Raw genomic sequence first — 22,318 nt, forward strand, 5'->3', positions numbered from 1 at the left:
TGTGCTTTACAACTATAAGAATATAATTTATAATCACAAGTAACTTCAATAGATGAAATCGATGAGCAAGAAGAGTACGTATATTTGATGCGTTCAGAGAGCTGGGGTAAGGTGTGAGCCCGGTACGGTAAAATATACAGAATGGGCTTGCGAGAGGTATGCTGAACATTGCAGTAGGCAACCCGGGTTCCGCCGTTAAAAGGATAGAGTATCGGAATTTTCCTGTACTTGAACAAGTGGGATTTATCAATCCAATTGAGGTGGTACCACGGTATTTATATTACATATATCGTCCTCTACATGCATATTTGCGTGTAGGGGACTTTTTTATTTTCTAAAGGAGGTGTGCGAGTATGAAATGAAAGTGTATAATTAATAAAAATCACAATATTCAGAAAAGGAGAAATTATAATGAAAGAAACACAGCAATGGACGTCGAAAATAGGCTTTGTACTCGCAGCAGCGGGAGCCGCAGTAGGTCTTGGGGCAATATGGAAGTTTCCATATGTTGCAGGTAATGGCGGGGGAGGCGCATTCTTCCTTGTATTCTTACTATTAACTATATTTATTGGTATGCCTCTTCTTGTAGCTGAATTTGTTATTGGCCGTAGTACTCAAAAAGAGGCAGTTACAGCTTATAAAGTATTAGTACCAAATAGCAAGTTATATCCTTGGATTGGTCGTATGGGGGTTGTTACTTGTTTTAGCGTACTATCTTTTTATAGTGTTGTAGGTGGATGGATTTTACTTTATTTATACTATAGTGTCACAGGTAGTTTCTGGAACGGAGTAGTCGATTATGGGCAATTGTTTGCTGAAACAATTGCAAATCCAGTAAGTGCGATTGGGGCGCAATTCATCTTTATGCTTTGTACCATTTTTGTTGTTAGTAAAGGTGTGGAAAAAGGCATAGAAAAGGCAAGTAAGTACATGATGCCGCTATTATTCATTTTATTTATTGCTATCATTATTCGTGCATTAACACTTGATGGTGCTATGGCTGGGGTAGAGTTCTTCTTAAAACCAGATTTTTCAAAGCTTACAGCAGATACGATTTTATATGCGATGGGACAATCTTTCTTCTCACTAACGGTAGGTGCCTCGGTAATGGTAACGTATAGTTCGTATTTAAAGAAAGAAGAGCATTTAGCTAAATCAGCAACATCTATTGTAAGTTTAACTGTATTTGTTACAGTACTTGCAGGATTAGCGATTTTTCCGGCGATTTTCGCATTAGGAGTTAAACCGACAGAAGGACCAGGGCTACTGTTTATCGTTCTTCCTGCTGTCTTTGCGAAAATTCCATTTGGACAATTTTTCTTCATTATGTTTTTAGTTTTATTCTTCTTTGCGACTTTAACATCTGCGATTTCAATGCTTGAAATTGTAGTAGCATCTGTTGCGAAAGATAATGAGAAGAAGCGTCCGTCAGCTTCGTTATTAATTGGTATTCTTATTTTTGCAGTTGGAATTCCATCAGCGTTATCGTTTGGAATTATGAGTGATGTGAAAATATTTGGTAAGACATTCTTTGATTTCGTCGATTTTTCGGTGAGTAATGTGTTACTGCCGTTAGGGGTACTAGCCATTTCGCTATTCGTACCAAATAAAATGAGTAAAGAGTTATTAATGAAAGAATTAGAAGTTACGGAAACGAAAGGGAAAACATTATTTAACATTTGGTTCTTCTTACTTCGTTATGTTATTCCGGTAACTGTAATTATCGTATTTTTAAATGCGGTAGGCGTATTTAAAATGTTTGCATAATAAAAAGACGGAGATTTCTCCGTCTTTTTATTATGTTGTAGAAGTATTTAATAAGCGATTATATGCTTTATAAGCTGTGACAACTGCGATAAATGATCCAATTAAAAATAACGCTGAGCCGCCGAATGTAAATAACCGACCGATGTATGTTTCTCTAGCTTCTTCTATTTCTTCTTGTAATTGTGTATTCATATTTACCACCCCGCAAAATATAGGCATTTAGTTGTAGTTTATGTGAAATGCCTATAAAGTGTGAAATGGTAGTAAAAAAACTCGGTATGCACCGAGTTTTTTATAATCCAATATAAGGAGATGGATCGACAGCGTTTGTCTTACCGACATTCCATTCTCCAAGGTGAAGTTCGAAGTGTAAATGTTGACCGAAAGATTGTCCAGTATTCCCCATAAATCCAAGTTGATCACCTTGTTTTATAGTTTGTCCATTAGATACAGAACGGCTACTCATATGTGCATATACAGTTGTATATGTTTTTCCGTTTATACGGTGAGATAAGTATACAACGTTTCCGTAACTAGATGATAATTCTGAACGGATAACGACGCCATCTGCAGCAGCCACGATTGGCACTGTCCCTGAAGCGGCAATATCGATTCCTTTATGGTTATCTAAAGAACGTGTACCAAACCCTGAAGTTTTCGATCCGGCTGCTGGTTTAATAAATCCACCTTTGTTCGTATCTTGCGGTGTTGGTGCGGATTGTTTGCTTTCTTTAGCAGAAGCGGCGGCTTGTTTTTTTGCTTCCTCAGCCTTGCGTGCCTCTTCAACTTTACGCGCTTCTTCTGCACGTTTTTCTTCTTCAATTGCTTTTTGAACAGCTTGACGCTGGTTTTCTAAAATGCCTTTTGACTCTTCTAATCCTTCAATCTCAGAATCTACTTTTGCTACTTTCGTATGTAGATCGTTAATAAAAGTTTGTTGCTGTTGTTGGTTATTTTGTAACTCTTGTTGTTTTTGTACTAATTTCTGTCCGGATTCTTTCAGTTGTTGCTCTTTTTTCTCAACAGCCTCTTTTTCGGTCGTCACAGCATCTTGATCACTTGTTTGCTTTTTTACAATATCTGTATCGTTATTTAAAATTAAACTTATAGAATACATATTATCAACAAGATCGGCAATATTTGCAGAACTTGTTATTACTTCTGTAATGATACTCGTACGAGGCTTTTCTTGCATAGATTGTAGTCGTTGTTTAATAACTTCCTGCCGTGTATCTATGTTCGTTTGTAATTGCTCTATATGTTTCTTTTTTTCAGTAATAACTTGCTGTGTGTTGCTAATTTCTTTTTGTGTATCTTTTAATTCAGCTTCGTTTTTATTAATAGAAGTAGTTAATTCGTCGATTTTCTTTTGTAATTCCTGGATTTCTTTTTCTATTTGTTCTTTCTCAGCTGATTTATTTTGTAAGTCATTTTGTTTGCCTTCTAATTCGGATTGAATATTAGATAATTTATTTTCATTCGTTTCAGCGTATACGGGTGAAAGTAATGGGGAAACGAAAATCGTTCCAGCTGCTAAAACACTAAATGCTGCAAATTTCTTTTTCATTGTTGTCTTGCTCCTTTCCCTATGAATGTATATATCATAAGAAGAAGAAGGGTGTCTATTGTTGTAATCATAATGTAAAGAAAACTTTATAAATTTGCTAAGTTTTGTCGGAATTTAGTATCTTTTCGTAGTGTTTGTCATAAAGTGAAATTTTTGCATGCATACAAAAATGCACCATTTTCTATTTTGTTCTAAAAAAAACATGGAAAATGATGGAGTTTTCGATGGTGAAACATTACTTTAAAAACCTATAAATCACTAGTGAGGAATCGTTCTCATGTGAGGTTTTCTGACATGGGTTTTGTTTTTGTCAACAAAATTATTTGCATTCGGGCAAACTTATTTTGTTGTCAGATTTTAAATTTTGATTTATGATTTTTAACAGGGACAAAATGTAGTGAATTGTCGAATAATATGTAATACTCTTAATTTCATGTTTTATAGAGATAGAATGAGAGATAGAGTGACACATCGAAGAGGGGGTTACCACAAGTATGAAAAGAATAGGACTTGCATGGCAAATTTTAATAGGACTTGCGCTTGGTATTGCAGTTGGGGCGATTTTCTTTGGCAATCAGGAAGTGGTGAAGTACTTACAACCAATTGGTGATATTTTCATCCGATTAATTAAAATGATTGTTGTACCGATTGTTGTAGCAAGTATTGTTGTTGGGGTTGCTGGTGTTGGCGATGTTAAGAAGTTAGGTCGACTAGGCGGAAAAACAATTCTTTACTTTGAAATTATTACAACGATTGCAATTGTTGTTGGTCTATTAATAGCGAACATTTTCCAACCTGGAAAAGGCGTGGATATGGATAAATTGACGAAAACAGATATTTCAAAATATACAGCTACGACAGAGCAAGTACAAAGTCATTCGTTCGCGGATACGTTTGTAAATATTGTTCCGACGAACATTATGAAATCATTGGCTGAAGGTGATATGCTTGCTATTATCTTCTTCTCAGTATTATTTGGTTTAGGTGTAGCAGCAATTGGTGAGCGTGGTAAACCAGTTCTACAATTTTTCCAAGGTGTAGCAGATGCAATGTTTTATGTAACGAACCAAGTTATGAAGTTTGCACCATTTGGTGTATTCGCATTAATTGGTGTTACAGTTTCTACATTCGGATTAGCTTCATTAATTCCATTAGGGAAATTACTCATTGTAGTATACGGAGCAATGATCTTCTTCGTTGTAGTTGTATTAGGACTTACAGCGAAAATATTCGGTATTAACATTTTCCAATTCTTTAAAATTTTAAAAGACGAGCTGATCTTAGCGTACTCTACAGCAAGTTCAGAAACAGTTTTACCGAAAATTATGGAGAAAATGGAGAAATTCGGTTGTCCGAAAGCAATTACATCTTTCGTTATTCCAACAGGTTATTCATTTAACTTAGATGGATCAACTTTATATCAAGCAATTGCGGCAATTTTCTTAGCGCAAATGTACGGTATTGAATTATCCATTACACAACAAATTACGTTATTACTTGTATTAATGGTTACATCAAAAGGTATCGCGGGTGTACCGGGCGTATCATTCGTTGTATTATTAGCAACACTTGGTACAGTTGGTATTCCAGCTGAAGGTTTAGCGTTTATTGCAGGTATTGACCGTATTCTAGATATGGCTCGTACAGCAGTTAACGTTGTAGGTAACTCTTTAGCGGCTGTAGTTATGTCTAAGTGGGAAGGTCAATATGACGCTGAAAAAGGACAAGCCTATTTAAAAGAGATATCTGAAAAAGGTCAAGCGGCTTAATTAGGATTTGAAAAGCTCTCACATATTATGTGAGAGCTTTTCTGTATGTAGAAGAGGAGAGAAAGTTATGAAACGTAAGTACGGTGATGGTTCTACGTGGAAGCGATTAATAGAGAAGACATACACAGTAAAACAAGTTGAAGCAGGTATGTTAGGAATATTGGATATAAAAAAGGTGAGAGAGCCTAGTTATAAAGAATACAATAGTAAAGAGCTTTGCATTGCAGGTGATGGGTATACATGGATGCAATATTTTATAAACGGCAAAAACTTTGCAATTACAGCTATGTTAGACAATCAAAAACAATTAGTGCAATATTATATCGATGTGACGAAAGAATTTAAAATAGACGATCGTGGTTTACCTTATTTTGATGATTTATATTTAGATGTAGTATTGTTACCGAACGGTGAGGTCTATGTACTGGATGAAGACGAGTTAGAGGATGCTTACAAAATTGGTGATGTTACAAAGGAAGAATATGAGTTAGCATGGAATACAACAAAATGGATTATCGCGACGATAAAAAATAGAAAATTTTATTGGATCTCAATATTGGATAAAGAAATTAAAAAGTTGAAATGATTGGTTTATTCACCTTTTTGTATAATTACCAAAAAAATCTATACAAAAAATAATTGACTTTTGTTTTGTAAGCGAGTAAAGTTAGGAAAGAAATTATTATTTAAAAATAAATATGAAACCTTCTTATAAAGAGAGGCGGAGGGACTGGCCCTACGATGCCTCGGCAGCGGACTCGATTTCAGAGTGCTGTGCCAAATCCAGCAAGCATGTGCTTGAAAGATGAGAAGAGTGTTTCTTATAGATGTATAAGACCTCTTCTCGTTGGAAGAGGTCTTTTGTTATTCATTAGAAAAAGGTTGAAACTAGGGAGAGATGGTACTTTGAAAGAAACGAGAGGAAATGGTTTAGCTTTATTACCACTTGGGATATTTTTGGCACTATTTATTGGTTCTGGAATTATTACAGGTGATTTCTATAAATTGCCGATACTTATAGCGATTTCAATTGCTGTAGGAATTGCTTTAGTGATGAATCGTAAGGAAAGCTTTAATGTGAAAGTAGAACGATTTGCTAAAGGTGCAGGAAACCCTGATATTATGATCATGGTTTTGATTTTTGTACTTGCAGGGGCGTTTTCTGAAACAGCAAAAGGAATGGGCGGAGTTGATTCCACTGTTAACTTAGCGTTAACTATTTTGCCACCAGGATTTATCGTAGCTGGAATTTTTGTTATAGGGGCATTTATTTCATTAGCGATGGGAACTTCAATGGGAACAATTGCTGCATTAGCACCGATTGCTGTAGGTATTAGTGGGCAAACTGATATCTCAATTGCGCTTACGATGGCTACTGTTGTTGGCGGAGCGATGTTTGGTGATAATTTATCATTTATTTCTGATACGACAATTGCTGCTGTTCGTTCGCAAGGAACAGAAATGAAAGATAAGTTTAAAACGAATTTTTTAATTGTATTGCCAGCTGCAATCATTACAATTGTACTATTAGTAATGATTACTTTAGGTAATGATACAGAAATTAAAGCTCATGCATTTGATTGGGTGAAGATTTTACCATATGCAGGTGTACTTGTTACAGCGCTACTTGGCTGGAATGTACTCATTGTATTAACTGGTGGAACAGTATTATCAGGTGCTATCGGTCTTATAGATGGAAGTTACACGTTAGAAAGTTTCTTTAAAAGTGTAACGACTGGAATGGGCGGTATGATGGAGTTAGTATTACTTGCCATTTTAATCGGTGGTATGGTGGAACTGATCCAATATAATGGTGGCATTCAATATTTAATGAATCTTTTAACGCGTAATATTCGTTCGAAAAAGGGCGCAGAATTCGGTATTGCTGGCTTAGTGAGTATGACGAATATGTGTACAGCGAATAATACGATTTCAATTATCTTTACAGGTCCGCTTGCAAAAAACATTGCAGATCAATATGAAATTGATCCCCGTAAATCAGCGAGTGTATTAGATCTTTTCTCTTGCTGTATACAAGGGTTAATCCCATATGGTGCTCAAATGTTAACAGCGGCAGGGTTTGCTGCGTTATCTCCGATCGAATTGTTACCATATGCATTTTATCCAATTTTAGTTGGCGTATGTGGAATCATTTCTATATTAATTGGTTTCCCGAGGTTTTCTAAAGTGGCGGAAAAGAAAGAGTATCATAAAACAGCATAATTAAATATGAATTTTATTCGTAGCAACAAAAAGCCGTACAGAGAATATTCTCTGTACGGCTTTTTCTGTGCGATAAAAGAGTGAGTTATCCTATCTTTCCTTATATTTTTACAAAAGGCTGAATGGAACTCAGTCTTAAGTCTGAGTTAAAAACGGTTCTTAAGCTCGTTATGAAAAAATGAAAAAATAGTTAAGATAAGAGTATCAAATCGAAGGGAGGCAAGCACAAGATGAAACAATTTCTAGCGTTTATCGCGGCCGGTATTTTGGCTTTAATTGCTCTTGGTAGTCTTGCTGGTATTGTAGGATTCGCAATCGGAGCAGGAGTTGTGTACTGGAGCTATAAATCATTTGTGCGAGCTAAATCATTTTTTGGAAAGTTAGCTTGGGGTATTGTTGGTTTGATCGGCTTGTCCATTGCACTTTCTCATTCTCCAGCATTAATCGGTATCGCAGCATTAGTAGTTTTATACTACGGATACCGTGAGTGGAAAAAAGGAAAAAATGTAGTTGTTGATTCTGCTCCAGAAAGTTCTAAACCATATAGCAACTTTGAAGATGAGTGGAACAAGTTAATGAAAAACTAATATAAAATAAATCAAATCAAATTATAAAGTAGAAGAGAGGAAGATTATAATGAAACAATCTTTATTCGGACGTGTACGCGATGCAATTTTAGCTGATTTTCATAATGTGTTAGATGAGAAAGAAAGAAAAAATCCAATTGCTATGTTAAACCAATATTTACGCGATAGTGAGCGTGAAATAACAAAAATTGAGAAGTTAATTCAGCGTCATAAAACATTAAAATCTAACTTCGCTCGTGAGCTTGAGCAAGCACGTTATTTCGTTAATAAAAGATCAAAGCAAGCTATCATCGCACAAGAAGCAGGCGAATTGCAATTGCATGAACGTGCATTAGAAGAAGTAGCGTATTATGAAGGGCAAGTAACTCGCTTAGAAGAAATGTATGCTGGTGTTGTAGAGCAAATTGATGAGTTAGAGCGTCGTCTTTCAGAAATGAAAAATAAATTAAAAGAAATGAACGCAAAGCGTATGGAATTAATGGCACGTGAAAATATGGCGCATGCAAACCGTCGTATGAATACTGCTATGCATAAAATGGATGAAAATAATCCGTTCTTACGATTCGAAGAAATTGAAGATCACATTCGTGACATAGAGCTTCGTATAAATGAAGAGCATGAGCGTGATACATTTGATATGAAAATTGCAAAACTAGAGCGTGAAATGAAAGAGAAAAATGAAGTATCATTAACGAAAGAAGTAACAAAATAATTGTAGTATATAATAAAACAGGCTTATGATATAGTGATAGGAGAAAAGGTGTTGGAAAGCAATGCCTTTTCTTCTATGTATATGTGACAAAGAGGGGGGGAGCTGAAATGAAGAAGCACTTTTCAAAAACACAATTTATGGGGATGCTCCTCATCATATTTGGATTCGGTCTTTTTCTTGATATGATACTTGGACATTTTGAACCAGGTGGTCTAATATTTGCATTTATTATGATTATGTTTGGAAGACATTATCGAAAGAAGAATCGTTATGTAAGAGGGAATGTATTTTTATTTGTCGGTGGTATTGTATTCTTATTCTTCTTATTTTCATCAGCAGCATTCGTACTTGTTGTGTTTGCTTGTTTAGCTTTAATTGGTTATCAGCTTATTCAACAAGGACATCAGCAAAAAGCAATGAAAGTTGAAATTAAAGAAAAGGGATATATAGATGAAGAAAAACAAATATATCGTACAGAACCGTATATAAAAAATATGTTTGTAGGTAATGTACGAATGATGGATCATATTTATGAAATAGAGGATATTAACGTCCAATATGGTGCTTGTGACGTCGAGATTGATTTAACAACTGCTATGATTCCAGAGGGGGAAACGGTTATTGTTATTCGGGGCGTCATTGGTAATATTCGTTTATATGTACCATATGATATTGAATTGTCTTTAAATCATTCTGTTATTGTTGGGCGAGTGCTCCTGCCAGGACATGAAGAAACTGGATTTAACCGTAATGTTACGTTTAGAACAGAACAGTATAAAGAAGCCCCTCGTCGTATTAAAATTATTTCTTCGCTTGTCGTAGGCGATACGGAAGTGAGGAAAGTATAATGAAAAAACAAAGGAATATTTCGTGGATGTATATTCGTTATTCTATGTTGTCCTCTGTGAGTATCGCACTTATTTGTACAATTGTATATGTATGGAAAAGTGAGCAACAAGTTTATGATTTACTATGGAAAGAATCCATTGCTTCTGTTCCAATTGGCTTGTTTATTATGAGTACGAGTCTTCTTATCGGAGGAATTGTAGGATATGCAATCGGTTATTATATAGAGCAGCGTATACAAGGATTAAATACTTTTCTATTTGAAGTAGAGCGAGGGAATTTTCCGAGTGATGTTTCATTTACTGCGGATGATGAATTTCATGAAGTGGAACGAAAAGTAATTGGTCTTGCTCGTCGCTTAGAGGAGCAAGCTGGGCTATTTCAAAAAGTAACGAATGAACGAGCCCATTGGAATGAAGAGATGAGACAAGAAGCGATTTCTCAAGAAAGGCATCGATTAGCGAGAGAGCTGCATGATTCTGTAAGTCAGCAGCTTTTTGCAATGTCGATGATGATGTCAGCCATTAATGAACAAGTAGCTAAAATTCCAGACACGACGCAAAAACAGTTGCAGCTTGTTGAAAATATGGTTGTAAATGCACAATCAGAAATGAGAGCATTGCTCCTTCATTTACGCCCAGTGCAGTTAGAAGGTAAGAAACTAACAGAGGGTATAGAAGAATTATTAACAGAGCTGTCTAGAAAGCAACATATGAAAATTGAATGGTTAATTGAACCGATTCAATTGAAAAAAGGTGTAGAGGATCATTTATTCCGTATTGTACAAGAGGCGCTGTCTAATACTTTACGGCATGCGAAGGCAAAGAAAACCGAAGTACGCCTTCGTAAAATTGATCAATATGCGATTTTGAAAATTATTGATGACGGTGTTGGGTTTAAAGTTGGTGTTAATAAGGCTGGTTCATACGGTTTAAGGTCAATGCAAGAGCGAGTTCATGAAATTGGTGGTACATTAAAAGTTCTTAGTTTTCCGAATAAAGGTACGCAAATAGAAGTGAAAGTACCGATTATGATTGAGAGAGGGGGAGAATCATGATAAAAGTATTATTAGTTGATGATCATGAAATGGTTCGAATGGGTGTATCAGCATATTTATCAACGCAGCCAGATATTGAAGTAGTTGGAGAAGCTGAAAATGGAAGAAAAGGTTCAGAGTTAGCTTTGCAATTAAGACCGGATATTATTTTAATGGACCTTGTTATGGATGAGATGGATGGGGTTGAAGCGACACGTGCTATTATTCAAGAATGGCCAGAAGCAAAAATTGTAGTTGTCACGAGCTTTTTAGATGATGAAAAGTTATATCCTGTTATTGAGGCGGGGGCGACAAGTTATTTATTAAAAACATCAAGAGCGAGTGATATTGCAGATGCTGTACGAGCTACTTATGATGGGGAAACGGTATTAGAGCCGAAAGTTACTGGCAAAATGATGTCTCGTATGCGTCAGAAGAAAGAACAACCTTTGCATGAGGAGTTAACAGAAAGAGAGTCTGAAATTTTGTTATTAATTGCAGAGGGGAAAAGTAATCAAGAGATTGCAGATGAGTTGTTTATTGCCCTTAAAACAGTAAAGACACATGTGAGTAATATATTAAATAAGCTAAATGTAAGTGACCGGACACAGGCGGTTATTTATGCGTTTAGACACCAATTGACGAAATAAGAAGGAAGCTTTGGCTATATATGGTCAAAGCTTTTTGTTGACGGTTAATTATGTAAGCGTTATCATTAAGGTGTTAACAGTACATACAAAGGGGAGAGAGTGTATGTTAGTTCAAACGATATTTGGAATGGATGAAACGAAAAAATTAGGTAACTATGTGAATGCGTTGCAAGCACTTTGTGAACAATATGATATTGAAACAGATCGTATTGCAATTATTGAGGCGACAGAAGAATATTATTTATTTCTAGTAAAACAAGAAGATTGTTATGATGTTGTAAAAGTAGAAACAGTGGATACGAATATTGATTACTATACGAAAGCTTATAAAGTAAGTAGCTTTAATCATACTTCTTATCAAATGTAAAAAACTCCCGAAATGGGAGTTTTTTTATGATACTTTCGATTCAGGTGAATGATCCGTTAATGGTACTGCTTTGGCGCCACTTAATTTTGCGATAGTAAAACCGATAATAGCCCCAATTAATGCTGGTACTAACCAGCCAATTCCTTCATTATATAATGGAATAAACTCGAAATAAGATGTGATAGATGAAACAGGAATATTCCCTTGTTTTAAACCATCAAATACGCTCACAACTGCAGATCCAATTAACGCACCTACATAAACAGAACGATATCCACCGAAATATTTATGAAATAATGATAGTAATACGAGTACAATCGCAATTGGATATACAACAAGTAAAATAGGAACAGAGATTGCGATAATTTTTGTTAAACCTAAGTTGGCAACTAATAATCCTAACGAGCAAATGACACTTGCTAACGTTTTGTATGAAAATTTCGTTAATAATGTTGAGAAGTATTGACTGCATGCAGATACAAGTCCAATACATGTTGTTAAGCAAGCGAGTGTAACGATAAGAGATAATAGAATTAGACCATATGGACCGAGTAATTGTTGTACGATAACGGTAAGTAGCTGTCCGCCATTTGTTGCGTATCCGAGAGAGACACTAGTTGTACCAAGCCAGCCAAGTGCACCATATACAAGTACGAGACCGGTAGCGGCAATAAGTCCTGCTTTTGCTGTTGCGATGGCAATGGATTTACGGTCATTCACACCTTTTGAGCGAATTGCATTTACAACGATAATTCCAAATGCAAGTGCTGAAATGGTATCCATTGTTAAGTATCCTTCCATAAAACCTTTGAAAATTGGAGAAATTTGATACTCTTGCATTGCTGGTCCGGATGGCCCGAGGGGTGTAAATACACCCTTAACGAATAATAAGAAAATAGAGAGTAATAAAATAGGTGTTAATACGCTTCCGATACGATCGACGAGTTTAGAAGGATTTAAACTAAGCCAAAATACGATAGCAAAGAAGATGACTGTGTATAAAAATAGCGCTAGGCTGCTAGAGCGAATAGTTTCTGGTAAGAAAGAACTAACTCCCATTTCATAAGCGACATTAGCAACGCGTGGGATGCCCATAGATGGACCGATTGCAATGTATACAACTACTGTAAAGAATATTCCGAATGATGGGTGAACATGACTTGCAAGTTGTTGCATTCCATTTCCTGATAGAGAAATGGCGATAACAGTAAGTAGCGGTAAGCCGACTCCTGTTAGTAAAAAACCAATCATTGCTGGCCAAAAGTTTTCACCAGCATTTTGTCCAAGCATTGGAGGGAAAATTAAATTACCTGCTCCAAAAAATAAAGAAAATAGCATAAGACCTGTGAAAAAAATATGTTTTTTTGATACAGTGTTCATTGTTTTTGCCTCCTTTTTTGTAAATTCATTGTAAGAACACAAAAAACTCGTCCCTTAAGAAAGGGACGAGTTATATTTACCCGCGATACCACCCTAATTTATACATGTAGAAATATATTTATATGTATACGGCTTACAACGTACAACATGATACGTGTTCCTTGTAACGGAGGACGACCGGTAAGAACTTACTTCAGCATTCGGTTCTACTTCTCGGAGATGATTTTCGGTTACGAACTGAGCATTGGCTTTCAGCAAAATACCAACTCTCTGGGGAACAGCCCTGTAACGTACTCGTTCTCGTCAATGAATTTTTATTTAAGTATTCTGACAATATTTTCACATGTTTTTTTTAGAAAGTCAATATATTTTTTGGGAAATACACTTTCCTGTAGAAATATAGCTGAGAATATAAGGGTTAATGCTGTTTGTAAAAATGCTGTAAAACATTATAGAGAATTGTAAAGTTTATGGAGAAAATCGATATTTATAGGAGTAAGGGAGGAATTATTTGAATTTATAGAGAATAATACAACAATCCACTTGCTGGAAAGAACAAACCAAAAGAGGTGACTGAAATGCTTGCGATGGGAGTATTATTTGGCATTATTGCTATAATTGGTTTTATGTGGTTATATTATTCGCGTTCGTTTAAACAAGCAGAAGTTTTACTCTTTCAAAAAGGTAGTTTGTTGACAAATCAGTCTAGATATTTAGTATGTCCGAAGTGTGGAAGTGCGCAGGCCAGGAGTGGAGGATATCAAGAGTGTTGCAAAACTAGATTATGAAAGAAGGAAGCCTCACATTATTTTGTGAGGCTTCCTTCCTTACAATTTCTTAGCGCTCCAAATTGTCCAATGATCTCTTTCGATGATAGGAGAGACGTTTTGTAATGCTGTTTGGATATGATGTAGAAGTTGAGAAAGTTCATTATCTGTTAATTCATATAGAATGGATCGTCCGGTTCGAGGAGATAAATCTTGCAGCAATGCTTCTACAGAATCATGTGTTTTTCGTACTTCCCAGTGTGCTTGAATGGGGAACACTTGAAGAGAATATTTTTGTAATTCTTGCTGTATAGTAGTGGTTTTTGGTCTTCTTTTTGATTCTATTTCAATGAGTTTTGGAAATACAGAGAAAAAGTATCCACGAATGTGTTCAGGATTTCCTGAAATTGTACAATCTTCAATAGTTCGGTCTTGTAAAATAAGTATACCGTCTTTTTTTAATATGCGAGAAGCCTCTCGTATAAATGTAGGAACATCTTGTAAATGATGGATGACTGCGCGAGAAATGACAAGGTCGAATGATTCGTTAGGATATGGAATGTTATGCGCATCACCGTGAATGAATGAAATGTTTGGGAAGGCATTACAATTTTCTTTTGCAGCTTGTAATATTTCTTTTGAAAAATCAAGCCCAACAACATTTTTGGCTCCCATAAGAGCAAGTTCTTTCGTATAAATGCCTCCACCACAACCTATATCAATTACTTGTTTGTTTTGTACATCTACAATATTGTTTATTGTTTCCTGCCATGAAATATGTGCGTTACGATTTGCATACGTATACTTATTATTTGCATCATGAAAATTAATGGACATTGTAAAATCCTCCCTTCAGTGTATAGTATAGCTCATTCTATATAATGTAACGTTTTTGTTTTATGCATGAGGATTATAAGAATTTCTTATTGGAAAAGGAGAATCGATTTGAAAGGGAAATATTTAATGTTTTTATGTGTTATTTTACTCGCGTCGTGTGGTCAAGCCGAGCAAAAGAAGGAATCGAAACAAGTAGAGGAGACAGTGAATGAAGTGAAAGAACCATTACAAATAACTGTTATGCAAAAAGGTAAAGAAGAAAAAAATTTAAAGAAAATGGATGCGGAGTTGGTGGTGGATATTATAAACAAAGCGGAAAAACAAGAAGTAACGGGTAGTTTTGGTGAACCGGAATATGAAATACAAATTAGTAGAGATGGGAAAATTGAAACATATTATGCATGGTTAAGAGGAGAAGATCGCCGAGGATGGGTGCAATATAAGAAAGATATGTATATGCTGAACGAAAAAGATACGGAAAAACTTTTGGCTATCTTTCCAAAGATTCCAGAACAAAAAGAAGATGAGATGCAAGTAGGGCCTTTAACGGAAGTAACGAAAAAAGATTTGCAGATTACCGCGTTTCATATTAAAGCAGGCGATCAAAAAATAAATTATACGGTACGTTATACGATTTCACAATCACTATATAATAAGTTAGCAAAGGAACAAGAATATTATTTGCAATTGATTTTCCCGGAAAAGGTTCAAAAATTAATTGGCGCAAAAGATAGTGAAATGATTTCAGCTGAAAAAGTAAAGGAAGGGTATAAACAGTATGAATTGAATGTTACTGTTCCGATAAAAGATGCTTCAGAATCACAATTAAAATCACTAGAAACCTATTATGATAATTACGATTTGCAAATATTAAATAGTAAGAAAGAAAAAGTAGGAGCATTTCAAAACATTATTCAAATTGTTAAAGAGTATGGTGAAAAAATGAATTTACAAAGATAAAGTGAAACTTTAATCAGTGGGGGGGCATCCCCCGCTGATTATTAGCACGACTCCCACCTAACTTCTTTGCTCCAGCTGAATTTTGAGATGGGAGTCTTACTGCCCGCAAATAGCGGGATAAATATGAATCGTAAAGTCTATATGGCCTTTCCTAGGAAATGATAATAGAGGGGAAAGGTCCCCCTCTATTATTTTGCTTTTGCAGATGGCTCATTCATTGATTTTCGTGTAATTAGAAAAGAAATCATAAGAGCAGAAAGAATAATAAGGGCTATAAATAAGTGATTTGGCAACCAATCTAATAATAATACGTAGCTGACGGTATAAAAAATAAGAGTTGAAGCTAAAAACGATAGAGCGCCTATCATAAGAGATTGTAATTTCATTTGTATTTACCTCCTTTTATTTTTATTTTTGGCTAAAAATGGATGAAATAAACATTATTTCTAACAATAGAAAAAAATATGTCATAATAGAGAAAAGAATAAGTTTTGATGAGTGTATATGGCTCAGTAAAGCGAGATAAAGGAGAGGGAAATGAAAAATAATAAAAAAGGATTATGGGGAGTTATCGTTGCAATAGGGTTATTTTTACTGTCTAAGTTAAAATGGGTATTTGCCATTTTTAAGTTAGCAAAATTTTCAACTGTATTTAGTATGTTTTTATCGCTTGGTGCATACGCAGTCATATATGGTTGGAAGTTTGGGGTAGCACTCGTTTATTTGTTGTTTGTACATGAGATGGGGCATTTATGGGCAGCGCGAAAGAAAGGTATACCAACATCGCCAGCAATCTTCATACCTTTTATGGGGGCTCTTATTGGGATGAAAGAGATGCCGAAAAATGCAAAAGATGAAGCATACATTGCCTATATGGGACCTCTTTTCGGATTGCTTTCATTTTTACCCGCGATTCCACTTTATCTGGTAACGAAAGAGCCGTTTTGGGCGCTTATTATTTTACTTGGCAGTATGATTAATTTCTTTAACTTAATTCCAGTTTCTCCGTTAGATGGTGGACGAATAATTTCAGTTGTAAGTACGAAAATTTGGGGAGCAGGGCTAGTTTTACTACTCGGCTATTCTATTTACTATAAGAGTATTTTGGGAGGATTTATTGTTATTATCGGCTGCATGGAACTATATAGAGTAATAAAGAGAGATGAGCCGATTAAGGAATTAGGATATAGAATCGATGGAATGAAAGCATATGTTGCTAGGCTTGAAGAGGAATTAAAAGAAACTGGTGCGGTGCATCGAACGATTTATATGATTCACCATGAGATGAATGTATTAAGACAAAGAGAACGTGAAAAAGAATTAAAAACAGGAGAACTTCAAAAGATTGAAGTGCTAGAGTACCTTTTACCAAAGTTTGAGCCGCTTGATTATGTCCCATATGAAGATGAAAAAGAAATGCATACAATTCATATAAGAGAGGCATTTGAAATGTCAGAAAGAAAATTAAATGAATGGGAAACAGAAAAAGAACAACAAGAAAATTATTATAAAGTCGATACGAAAACGAAATGGACAGTATTTGCTTGTTATATCGGATTAATGGCTATACTCGGTTATACAGCTTATGAAGGTTATGTTGTTTTACAAGAGCATTTACCAAGGAGAAGTTTGTAGGAAAATAGTGTCGAAATGACAAGAAGGATTTAAACAGGAATTATATTTCTACGAGAGAATGTTACAAGTGTAACAGTACATTGTAATATTCATAGTAGAAAAGGGGTTCTGTATATGAAGAGATTGTTAAGTGTATTGGTAACTATTACTGTGATGGCAATAGCGAGCTATAGTCTTATGAAAGTACTATTATATTATGCGAATAAGTCTGCTGGAGTAAATACAGTAGCACAAATAGAAGAGGCACAAGAGAAGAAGAAGACACTCGATTTTGTTCGTACGACACATGAAAGTTATAATAATTTCTTGAATTATGGTAAGGCAGAGAAATATACAGATGGGGACTGGAAACATTTTAAACAATGGTTTCAAGAGCAAGAAGCCTCTTTAAAAAATATACATAAAGAAATACAAAATGAAAAAATAAAACGCGATGTGAATAGAAGTTATGAAATTGTAAAGAAAGGTGTGGAGCTTCAGAATGTTGAGTATGTAGTCTATGCTCATCGCGTATATCATGACTTGGATATACTTGTGAATAAATATAAAGGTGAAACGAATGTATGGGGGTATACAGAGTTTGGAGATGGACAGAATATAAAAAGGATTGAACAAGCAATACAAACAAAGTAGTAGGCTAGCTAGAATTCTAGTTAGCTTTTTTTTGAGCACAATTAATGTGGGCTAATAATTAGTGGCGGATGGGAGCACGCCACTAGTTAAAATTTATTTAATATGTGAATTGTTCATATATTTTTCACAAAAACACCATGTTAATAGTGATTAAAATCACAATATGTATTATACAATTCAGTTAAACTAAAAACAGTTAAGGAAATAGAGGAGTGGGATACAATGTTAAGTGCAAAAACAATTGAAATCGTAAAGTCAACAGTACCGTTATTACAGGAAAAAGGCGTTGAAATTACAACGAGATTTTATCAAATTTTATTTTCGGAACATCCGGAGTTATTGAATATTTTCAACCATACGAATCAGAAAAAGGGAAGACAACAACAAGCGTTAGCAAACGCTGTTTATGCAGCTGCAACGTACATTGATAATTTAGAAGCTATTATTCCAGTTGTAAAACAAATCGGTCATAAGCATAGAAGTTTAGGTATTAAAGCAGAGCATTATCCAATAGTAGGTACATGCTTGCTACGAGCGATTAAAGAGGTCGCAGGCGCACCTGATGAAGTTTTAAATGCATGGGGAGAAGCGTATGGCGTCATTGCTGATGCATTCATTAGCATTGAAGCGGATATGTATGAAGAAGCTGCACATAAAGAAGGTGGATGGAAAGATTTCCGCAACTTTGTGATTGTTAAAAAAGTGAAGGAAAGCGACGTTATTACATCATTTTATTTAAAACCTGAAGATGGCGGGAAAGTTTCTTCATTCATCCCAGGACAATATGTAACGATTCAAATAAATATTGAAGGTGAAACATATACGCATAATCGTCAATATAGCTTATCTGATGCTCCTGGAAAAGAATATTATCGTATTAGTGTAAAGAAAGAAAAAGGTGTAGATACACCAGATGGTAAAGTATCTAATTACTTACATGATCATGTAGGGGAAGGAGATGTCTTACCAGTAAGTGCACCAGCGGGAGATTTCGTATTAAATATGGAGTCAACATTACCTGTTGTACTAATTAGTGGTGGAGTAGGTATTACACCGATGATGAGTATGTTAAATACGTTAATTGAACAAGAATCAAAGCGTAATGTATGCTTTGTTCATGCGGCGATAAATAGTAATACACATGCGATGAAAGAGCATGTTGAGACAGTAGAAAAAGAGTATGAACAAGTTAAAGCATATACTTGCTATTCTTCACCGACAGAGCAAGATGTGGAAATGAAGAGTTTTGATAAAGAAGGATTTATTGAAGGTGAGTGGCTACAATCTATTATTCCGACAACTGAAGCAGAATTTTATTTCTGTGGTCCAGTGCCATTTATGAAACATATTTATGCCGTATTAATCGAGTTAGGTGTTAAACAAGAGAACATTCATTATGAATTTTTCGGCCCAGCAGCAAGCTTACAATAGATTAAATTTGAACAAGCGAAAAACGAGGTATTATTTTACCTCGTTTTTCGCTTGTTCTCTTAATAATCGATTTACTGTTTCACGGCGTACACCTATGAGCTGACCAATTTCAGTTTGTGTTAATATTTCATAAATAGGGATGTCACCTAAATATACGGTGAACCATTCTTGTAAACGATGAAGGCGCTCTTTAGGAGAGACCGTTGTCAATTGATCGATACGCTGTTGCATCATTCGTAACTTCGATTGTAATTGCATAGCGATATTTGCATATGATGCAGGATTTGCCTGAAGTTGATCGTACCATTCATTACTAATTATAGGCTCAACTTCTGTTTTCATTAAAGCGATAGCTGTACCATGATATTCCTTCGGTGAAATTAAAGAATGGTGAGGTATCGTTTCACCAGGAACGATAATATTAAATAAAAATGGTGTTCCGTTTTCTTCTAATCGAATAACTTTTAATAAACCTGTTTTTATAAAGTATAAAGGACCGTCCTCACCTTGACGGAATAATATATCTCCCTTATGTAGAATCAATGTTAGCCCCCCATTAAAATATTTCTATTTCTTATATTTTAGCGTATATGTATAAAGATAATATGCTTTTTAAACAGTAATTTCATTGACGAAATGTATGCTATTACAGTAGTATACTATTTAGTGTGTAATAGTACTAGCAATGAATACGCTGTAGGGGGTTTAGTATATTGTTAGATGCGATGAAGATGACGGATATGAGAATTCCGGCGAATGCTATCATTCATGTAGAAGAGATGAAAGGTGGAGTCGTTTTATCCGTTGAAATAGACGGCCAAATTATTTATACGATGGCTTATGATGAAGAAACAGATAGTTATGCTGAATTATATGATCGAAACGATAAGAGGGCGTGCCAAGTACATGAAGACTTTATGGGATGGTCACTTCTTCACTAAAAAGATGTCAATATGACATCTTTTTTTATTGAATCGATAGATTATACAAAGAAATGAAATATAAGGATAAAATTTGTAATAAATGATTTTGCATTGTTAGCACTTTGTAACTGTAAGATAACTGTTTTTTCGCTATCATAAAGATAACAGTCATAGCTATAGGAGTGATCAACTTGAAGAAAGTACATATTTCAAATTTTATGCTATTAAGTGTTTGTTTAGTTTTATTTGTTCTCCTAGGAGCCTTTTTATATTCATGTGTATAAGAAAAAACGCATTCTAGAAAGAACGCGTTATAAAAATGAAGTAATGATTAATCTAGTTCCAAGAATAATTAATGTGATACGTAATAAATTAATTACTGCATTACCACTTAATTTTGTGTTAATATAAGCCCCGATTTTTCCGCCAATCCATGCACCAGGAATAAGAATTAATGCATAAGCCCAGCTGACATTTCCTAGAGAGATGTGAGTTAAAGAACTTACAATTGCTGAGAGAAATACGATAAACATTGAAGTTGCTACAGCAATGTGTGCTGGGAACGCAAAAAGAAGCATCATCGCTGGCACAAGTAAGGCGCCACCACCGATTCCGAATAATCCGGATATAAATCCAACTATAAAGGCAATAAAGATAGCGAGAAATGGTGGGAATTGATAGTCTACAGTATTTCCTTCGTTATCTGTAAAAGATCGCTTAATTACAGTCATATTTGATAGGGAAAGAGGTTTCAATTTGTCTCGTAGTATAAGAAGAATGGAGACGAATATAAGAAAAATCCCAAAGTATAAAGAAAATGTATCTTGGTTTAAAAATTTGTTTGCCCATGATCCGATAATACCACCAGGGCCACTCCCGATAAATAAAATAAGTCCACTTTTATAATCTACCCGTTTATGTTTCATATAAGTAAGGGTAGAAGACAGCCCCGTAAAAACGACGGTTACCATAGAAGTTCCTACTGCGAGTTGTGGTGATAAACTGTGTAATCCAATTAATAACGGAACGATAATAATTCCGCCTCCAAGTCCGACTAGGCTCCCGACTGTCCCGGCGATTAATCCGATGAAAAGTAACATGATGTATTCCAAAATTGCCAACTCCTCTATATAACTTATCCATCAATCATTATACACGCTTTTTAATAAGAAATAGGCTTGTTCACAAAAAAGTCGTCTTCCTAGAAAAATAAGGAAGACGACTTTTGATTAAAAGATTAAGTGTAATAAGTAGTAAAATAATGCAGCTAAAGAAGCTGAAATAGGAAGTGTAATAACCCATGTAATTAACATGCGTTTTGCAGTTCCCCATTTTACACCTTTCACACGATGTGAAGCACCAACCCCTAAAATAGAAGAAGAGATAACGTGCGTTGTACTAACCGGTAAGTGAATGAATGTTGCACCGAAAATAACAAGTGATGATGATAAATCGGCAGCTACACCATTTACAGGACGAATTTTCATAATTTGTCCACCGACAGTTTTAATAATTTTCCATCCACCGACAGAAGTACCAAGACCCATTGCGATTGCACAACATAATTGTACCCAGAACGGGATGTCGTCAGAAGTATGATAGTTATTGGCCATAAGAGCCATCGTAATGATTCCCATTGCTTTTTGTGCATCATTCGTACCATGTGTGTAAGCTTGTAATGCTGCAGTGAAGATCTGGAATATACGGAAGTTCTTGTTCGTTTTCGTTAAGTTAAAGTTTTTAAAGACCACTTTAAAAATACTATATACGATGTAACCAATAACAAAAGCGATAATCGGTGAAATGATTAAAGCTTCAAGAATTTTTATAAACCCTTTATAGTTTAATGAGCTAATACCAGCAGCAGCAATTGCTGCACCAGCGATTGCGCCAATGATTGCATGCGAAGAACTACTTGGAATGCCATAGTACCAAGTGAGCAAATTCCAGACTATTGCCGCAAGCAAAGCAGCTAAAATTACAAGAGAACCATTTGGCAAGGCAAACGGGTCAACGATATCTTTTGTAATAGTTTTTGCTACACCTGTAAATGTCATCGCACCTAAAAAGTTCATAATAGCTGCCATAACAATTGCATGTCTAGGCTTTAGAGCTTTCGTTGAAACAGCCGTTGCAATAGCGTTTGCTGTATCGTGAAATCCATTGATAAAGTCAAAAGCTAAAGCGCAAATGACTACTAAAACGGTCAGTATCAAGAGTGTATCCAT

Annotated in this window: 24 protein-coding genes, 1 riboswitch and 2 other annotated features; of the genes, 16 read left to right on the forward strand and 8 right to left on the reverse strand. The window is 35.3% G+C overall.

Translation table 11 applies throughout. From position 1 onward, the window contains the following. The first annotated feature begins 52 nt into the window (after positions 1 to 52). Positions 53 to 300 (forward strand) — a binding site (T-box leader). Positions 301 to 411: 111 nt separating this feature from the next. After that, positions 412 to 1,767: a sodium-dependent transporter gene (locus NSQ47_RS02070; RefSeq protein ID WP_002158648.1), complete on the forward strand. Its 1,356-nt coding sequence runs from the start codon at positions 412 to 414 to the stop codon at positions 1,765 to 1,767. A 30-nt stretch (positions 1,768 to 1,797) separates the two neighbouring features. On the opposite strand, the gene NSQ47_RS02075 is transcribed toward NSQ47_RS02070, so the two are convergent. Both NSQ47_RS02075 and NSQ47_RS02080 read right to left on the reverse strand, forming a co-directional pair. Next, on the reverse strand, positions 1,798 to 1,959 hold the full coding sequence (locus NSQ47_RS02075) for a hypothetical protein (protein ID WP_002158647.1): 162 nt from the start codon (positions 1,957 to 1,959) through the stop codon (positions 1,798 to 1,800). Between the two features lie 100 nt (positions 1,960 to 2,059). Next, on the reverse strand, positions 2,060 to 3,334 hold the full coding sequence (locus NSQ47_RS02080; RefSeq protein ID WP_341035967.1) for a murein hydrolase activator EnvC family protein: 1,275 nt from the start codon (positions 3,332 to 3,334) through the stop codon (positions 2,060 to 2,062). 494 nt (positions 3,335 to 3,828) lie between these two features. Between NSQ47_RS02080 and gltP the strand changes: the two genes are divergently transcribed. The 9 genes from gltP (at position 3,829) to NSQ47_RS02125 (ending at position 11,524) form a co-directional block, all read left to right on the forward strand. Next, positions 3,829 to 5,103: a glutamate/aspartate:proton symporter GltP gene (gltP, locus tag NSQ47_RS02085; RefSeq protein ID WP_002158645.1), complete on the forward strand. Its 1,275-nt coding sequence runs from the start codon at positions 3,829 to 3,831 to the stop codon at positions 5,101 to 5,103. Positions 5,104 to 5,170: 67 nt separating this feature from the next. Then, the gene (locus tag NSQ47_RS02090) at positions 5,171 to 5,689 is read left to right on the forward strand and encodes a DUF402 domain-containing protein (RefSeq protein ID WP_341035970.1); all 519 of its coding nucleotides are present in this window, start codon (positions 5,171 to 5,173) and stop codon (positions 5,687 to 5,689) included. A 120-nt stretch (positions 5,690 to 5,809) separates the two neighbouring features. Further along, positions 5,810 to 5,915, forward strand: a riboswitch (SAM riboswitch). Positions 5,916 to 6,009: 94 nt separating this feature from the next. Continuing rightward, the gene (locus NSQ47_RS02095) at positions 6,010 to 7,326 is read left to right on the forward strand and encodes a Na+/H+ antiporter NhaC family protein (protein ID WP_033710430.1); all 1,317 of its coding nucleotides are present in this window, start codon (positions 6,010 to 6,012) and stop codon (positions 7,324 to 7,326) included. Positions 7,327 to 7,556: 230 nt separating this feature from the next. After that, positions 7,557 to 7,913 carry a lmo0954 family membrane protein gene (locus NSQ47_RS02100; protein ID WP_002149463.1) on the forward strand — a complete coding sequence of 119 codons (357 nt, stop codon included), beginning with the start codon at positions 7,557 to 7,559 and terminating at the stop codon, positions 7,911 to 7,913. A 49-nt stretch (positions 7,914 to 7,962) separates the two neighbouring features. Further along, positions 7,963 to 8,625, forward strand: a complete 663-nt coding sequence (locus tag NSQ47_RS02105) for a PspA/IM30 family protein (RefSeq protein ID WP_002158642.1) — start codon at positions 7,963 to 7,965, stop codon at positions 8,623 to 8,625. A gap of 107 nt (positions 8,626 to 8,732) precedes the next feature. Beyond that, a complete protein-coding gene (liaF, locus tag NSQ47_RS02110) occupies positions 8,733 to 9,473 on the forward strand; it encodes a cell wall-active antibiotics response protein LiaF (protein WP_002158641.1) in 741 nt (246 codons plus the stop codon). Next, positions 9,473 to 10,528, forward strand: a complete 1,056-nt coding sequence (locus NSQ47_RS02115) for a sensor histidine kinase (protein ID WP_002158640.1) — start codon at positions 9,473 to 9,475, stop codon at positions 10,526 to 10,528. Before liaF ends, NSQ47_RS02115 begins: the two co-directional genes overlap by 1 nt. Beyond that, entirely contained in the window at positions 10,525 to 11,157 is a 633-nt protein-coding gene (locus tag NSQ47_RS02120; RefSeq protein WP_000598709.1) for a response regulator, read from the forward strand. The genes NSQ47_RS02115 and NSQ47_RS02120 overlap by 4 nt, the downstream gene beginning before the upstream one ends. 10 nt (positions 11,158 to 11,167) lie before the next feature. After that, positions 11,168 to 11,524 carry a DUF3992 domain-containing protein gene (locus tag NSQ47_RS02125; protein WP_002158639.1) on the forward strand — a complete coding sequence of 119 codons (357 nt, stop codon included), beginning with the start codon at positions 11,168 to 11,170 and terminating at the stop codon, positions 11,522 to 11,524. A 24-nt stretch (positions 11,525 to 11,548) separates the two neighbouring features. Here NSQ47_RS02125 and brnQ3 read toward each other — a convergent pair whose 3' ends face one another. Continuing rightward, positions 11,549 to 12,904, reverse strand: a complete 1,356-nt coding sequence (gene brnQ3, locus NSQ47_RS02130) for a branched-chain amino acid transport system II carrier protein BrnQ3 (RefSeq protein WP_341035972.1) — start codon at positions 12,902 to 12,904, stop codon at positions 11,549 to 11,551. Positions 12,905 to 12,962: 58 nt separating this feature from the next. Next, positions 12,963 to 13,220, reverse strand: a binding site (T-box leader). A 262-nt stretch (positions 13,221 to 13,482) separates the two neighbouring features. Here brnQ3 and NSQ47_RS02135 point away from each other — a divergent pair. Then, a complete protein-coding gene (locus NSQ47_RS02135; RefSeq protein WP_000880631.1) occupies positions 13,483 to 13,692 on the forward strand; it encodes a hypothetical protein in 210 nt (69 codons plus the stop codon). Positions 13,693 to 13,731: 39 nt separating this feature from the next. On the opposite strand, the gene NSQ47_RS02140 is transcribed toward NSQ47_RS02135, so the two are convergent. Beyond that, positions 13,732 to 14,508 carry a class I SAM-dependent methyltransferase gene (locus NSQ47_RS02140; protein ID WP_341035973.1) on the reverse strand — a complete coding sequence of 259 codons (777 nt, stop codon included), beginning with the start codon at positions 14,506 to 14,508 and terminating at the stop codon, positions 13,732 to 13,734. Positions 14,509 to 14,616: 108 nt separating this feature from the next. On the opposite strand from NSQ47_RS02140, the gene NSQ47_RS02145 reads away from it, so the two are divergent. Next, positions 14,617 to 15,468 carry a hypothetical protein gene (locus NSQ47_RS02145; protein ID WP_341035974.1) on the forward strand — a complete coding sequence of 284 codons (852 nt, stop codon included), beginning with the start codon at positions 14,617 to 14,619 and terminating at the stop codon, positions 15,466 to 15,468. Positions 15,469 to 15,656: 188 nt separating this feature from the next. On the opposite strand, the gene NSQ47_RS02150 is transcribed toward NSQ47_RS02145, so the two are convergent. Continuing rightward, complete coding sequence (locus NSQ47_RS02150; protein WP_000776287.1) at positions 15,657 to 15,854, reverse strand: hypothetical protein; 198 nt, start codon at positions 15,852 to 15,854, stop codon at positions 15,657 to 15,659. A gap of 151 nt (positions 15,855 to 16,005) precedes the next feature. On the opposite strand from NSQ47_RS02150, the gene NSQ47_RS02155 reads away from it, so the two are divergent. From NSQ47_RS02155 to hmpA, 3 genes are all read left to right on the forward strand, one after another. Next, positions 16,006 to 17,103: a site-2 protease family protein gene (locus NSQ47_RS02155; protein WP_002158635.1), complete on the forward strand. Its 1,098-nt coding sequence runs from the start codon at positions 16,006 to 16,008 to the stop codon at positions 17,101 to 17,103. Between the two features lie 114 nt (positions 17,104 to 17,217). Continuing rightward, positions 17,218 to 17,736 (forward strand): hypothetical protein, encoded by a 519-nt coding sequence (locus NSQ47_RS02160; protein ID WP_002158634.1) that lies wholly within the window; start codon positions 17,218 to 17,220, stop codon positions 17,734 to 17,736. 222 nt (positions 17,737 to 17,958) lie between these two features. After that, positions 17,959 to 19,167, forward strand: coding sequence for an NO-inducible flavohemoprotein (hmpA, locus tag NSQ47_RS02165; protein WP_341035977.1), 1,209 nt, complete (start codon positions 17,959 to 17,961; stop codon positions 19,165 to 19,167). Between the two features lie 30 nt (positions 19,168 to 19,197). On the opposite strand, the gene NSQ47_RS02170 is transcribed toward hmpA, so the two are convergent. Beyond that, a complete protein-coding gene (locus NSQ47_RS02170; RefSeq protein WP_088078155.1) occupies positions 19,198 to 19,710 on the reverse strand; it encodes a Crp/Fnr family transcriptional regulator in 513 nt (170 codons plus the stop codon). Between the two features lie 170 nt (positions 19,711 to 19,880). Here NSQ47_RS02170 and NSQ47_RS02175 point away from each other — a divergent pair, with 170 nt between their 5' ends. Further along, on the forward strand, positions 19,881 to 20,108 hold the full coding sequence (locus NSQ47_RS02175; protein WP_000883004.1) for a hypothetical protein: 228 nt from the start codon (positions 19,881 to 19,883) through the stop codon (positions 20,106 to 20,108). Between the two features lie 293 nt (positions 20,109 to 20,401). Here the strand turns inward: NSQ47_RS02175 and NSQ47_RS02180 are convergent, their stop codons facing one another. Next, positions 20,402 to 21,202: a sulfite exporter TauE/SafE family protein gene (locus NSQ47_RS02180; RefSeq protein WP_002158631.1), complete on the reverse strand. Its 801-nt coding sequence runs from the start codon at positions 21,200 to 21,202 to the stop codon at positions 20,402 to 20,404. Positions 21,203 to 21,319: 117 nt separating this feature from the next. Further along, positions 21,320 to 22,318: an inorganic phosphate transporter gene (locus tag NSQ47_RS02185; RefSeq protein ID WP_002149443.1), complete on the reverse strand. Its 999-nt coding sequence runs from the start codon at positions 22,316 to 22,318 to the stop codon at positions 21,320 to 21,322.

Source organism: Bacillus sp. FSL R10-2780, assembly GCF_038006125.1.
In the GTDB taxonomy this organism is placed as follows: domain Bacteria; phylum Bacillota; class Bacilli; order Bacillales; family Bacillaceae_G; genus Bacillus_A; species Bacillus_A cereus_U.

Excerpts from the sequence above, each read along its gene's own strand:
- NSQ47_RS02070 (WP_002158648.1), top strand. The coding sequence starts at position 412 with ATGAAAGAAACACAGCAATGGACGTCGAAAATAGGCTTTGTACTCGCA.
- NSQ47_RS02075 (WP_002158647.1), bottom strand. The coding sequence starts at position 1,959 with ATGAATACACAATTACAAGAAGAAATAGAAGAAGCTAGAGAAACATAC.
- NSQ47_RS02080 (WP_341035967.1), bottom strand. The coding sequence starts at position 3,334 with ATGAAAAAGAAATTTGCAGCATTTAGTGTTTTAGCAGCTGGAACGATT.
- gltP (WP_002158645.1), top strand. The coding sequence starts at position 3,829 with ATGAAAAGAATAGGACTTGCATGGCAAATTTTAATAGGACTTGCGCTT.
- NSQ47_RS02090 (WP_341035970.1), top strand. The coding sequence starts at position 5,171 with ATGAAACGTAAGTACGGTGATGGTTCTACGTGGAAGCGATTAATAGAG.
- NSQ47_RS02100 (WP_002149463.1), top strand. The coding sequence starts at position 7,557 with ATGAAACAATTTCTAGCGTTTATCGCGGCCGGTATTTTGGCTTTAATT.
- NSQ47_RS02105 (WP_002158642.1), top strand. The coding sequence starts at position 7,963 with ATGAAACAATCTTTATTCGGACGTGTACGCGATGCAATTTTAGCTGAT.
- liaF (WP_002158641.1), top strand. The coding sequence starts at position 8,733 with ATGAAGAAGCACTTTTCAAAAACACAATTTATGGGGATGCTCCTCATC.
- NSQ47_RS02115 (WP_002158640.1), top strand. The coding sequence starts at position 9,473 with ATGAAAAAACAAAGGAATATTTCGTGGATGTATATTCGTTATTCTATG.
- NSQ47_RS02120 (WP_000598709.1), top strand. The coding sequence starts at position 10,525 with ATGATAAAAGTATTATTAGTTGATGATCATGAAATGGTTCGAATGGGT.
- brnQ3 (WP_341035972.1), bottom strand. The coding sequence starts at position 12,904 with ATGAACACTGTATCAAAAAAACATATTTTTTTCACAGGTCTTATGCTA.
- NSQ47_RS02135 (WP_000880631.1), top strand. The coding sequence starts at position 13,483 with ATGCTTGCGATGGGAGTATTATTTGGCATTATTGCTATAATTGGTTTT.
- NSQ47_RS02140 (WP_341035973.1), bottom strand. The coding sequence starts at position 14,508 with ATGTCCATTAATTTTCATGATGCAAATAATAAGTATACGTATGCAAAT.
- NSQ47_RS02150 (WP_000776287.1), bottom strand. The coding sequence starts at position 15,854 with ATGAAATTACAATCTCTTATGATAGGCGCTCTATCGTTTTTAGCTTCA.
- NSQ47_RS02155 (WP_002158635.1), top strand. The coding sequence starts at position 16,006 with ATGAAAAATAATAAAAAAGGATTATGGGGAGTTATCGTTGCAATAGGG.
- NSQ47_RS02160 (WP_002158634.1), top strand. The coding sequence starts at position 17,218 with ATGAAGAGATTGTTAAGTGTATTGGTAACTATTACTGTGATGGCAATA.
- hmpA (WP_341035977.1), top strand. The coding sequence starts at position 17,959 with ATGTTAAGTGCAAAAACAATTGAAATCGTAAAGTCAACAGTACCGTTA.
- NSQ47_RS02185 (WP_002149443.1), bottom strand. The coding sequence starts at position 22,318 with ATGGATACACTCTTGATACTGACCGTTTTAGTAGTCATTTGCGCTTTA.